At 47.1% G+C, this 958-nt stretch carries 1 pseudogene; it reads left to right on the forward strand.

The window, feature by feature from the left end:
• A pseudogene (locus CWE15_RS11925) lies at positions 1–918 on the forward strand (IS3 family transposase); the annotation flags it as partial.
• Positions 919–958 lie beyond the last annotated feature (40 nt).

Raw genomic sequence — 958 nt, forward strand, 5'->3', positions numbered from 1 at the left:
AAAAGAACTCGAAGATGAAAACCGTCGGCTCAAAAAGATGTATGCCGAAGAATGCCTAAAGTCCCAGATACGTCAGGAGGCACTTGAGGGAAAGTGGTAAAGCCATCTTTACGCAAAGAGATGGCGCAGAAGGTCGTCGAACAAAAAGGCATCAGCATTCGTCTTGCGTGCCATATTTTCGGTATTAGCCAAACCTGCTATCGCCACCAACCCAAGTTAGCGAATGAAAACGCCGTTATTGCTGACTGGTTATTGCGCTTAACCACCACACACAAAGGCTGGGGATTCGGCCTATGCTTTGACTTCCTGCGCAATGTGAAACAGTTTGAATGGAACCACAAACGTGTCTATCGGATTTACCGAGAGTTAGAGCTTAACTTAAGGATTAAGCCCAAGCGCCGGATTAAACGCGATAAACCTGATGCACTCAGCGTACCGATGGCCATCAACCAGGTCTGGTCAATGGATTTTATGTCCGACGCATTACAGGATGGTCGAGGCATCCGAACGTTTAACGTGATTGATGACTACAATCGCGAAGGCTTATGCATTGATGTGGACTTCTCAATGCCAAGCCAGCGAGTGATTCGCTCACTTGAGCAGGTGATCGAATGGCGTGGTAAACCGGCGGCCCTACGCTGTGATAATGGTCCTGAATATGTAAGCCAGGTGTTGATTGACTGGGCGAATAAACACCAGATTACCCTGATGTATATCCAACCCGGTAAGCCGACACAAAATGCTTACGTTGAACGATTTAACCGAACAGTACGTCACGAATGGCTAGCGCTGCATCTATTTGAAACAATTGAACAAGCCCAATACCTGGCAACAGAGTGGCTTTGGACATACAATAACGAACGACCAAACACAGCCATTGGTCGCGTACCGCCAAGGTATTTACTGGACGCGGCTTAACTCTCTACTTTTAACTTCGGTTATAAATGGGGGGATTACA

The sequence above is a fragment of the Aliidiomarina taiwanensis genome (assembly GCF_003987015.1).
In the GTDB taxonomy this organism is placed as follows: Bacteria; Pseudomonadota; Gammaproteobacteria; order Enterobacterales; family Alteromonadaceae; genus Aliidiomarina; species Aliidiomarina taiwanensis.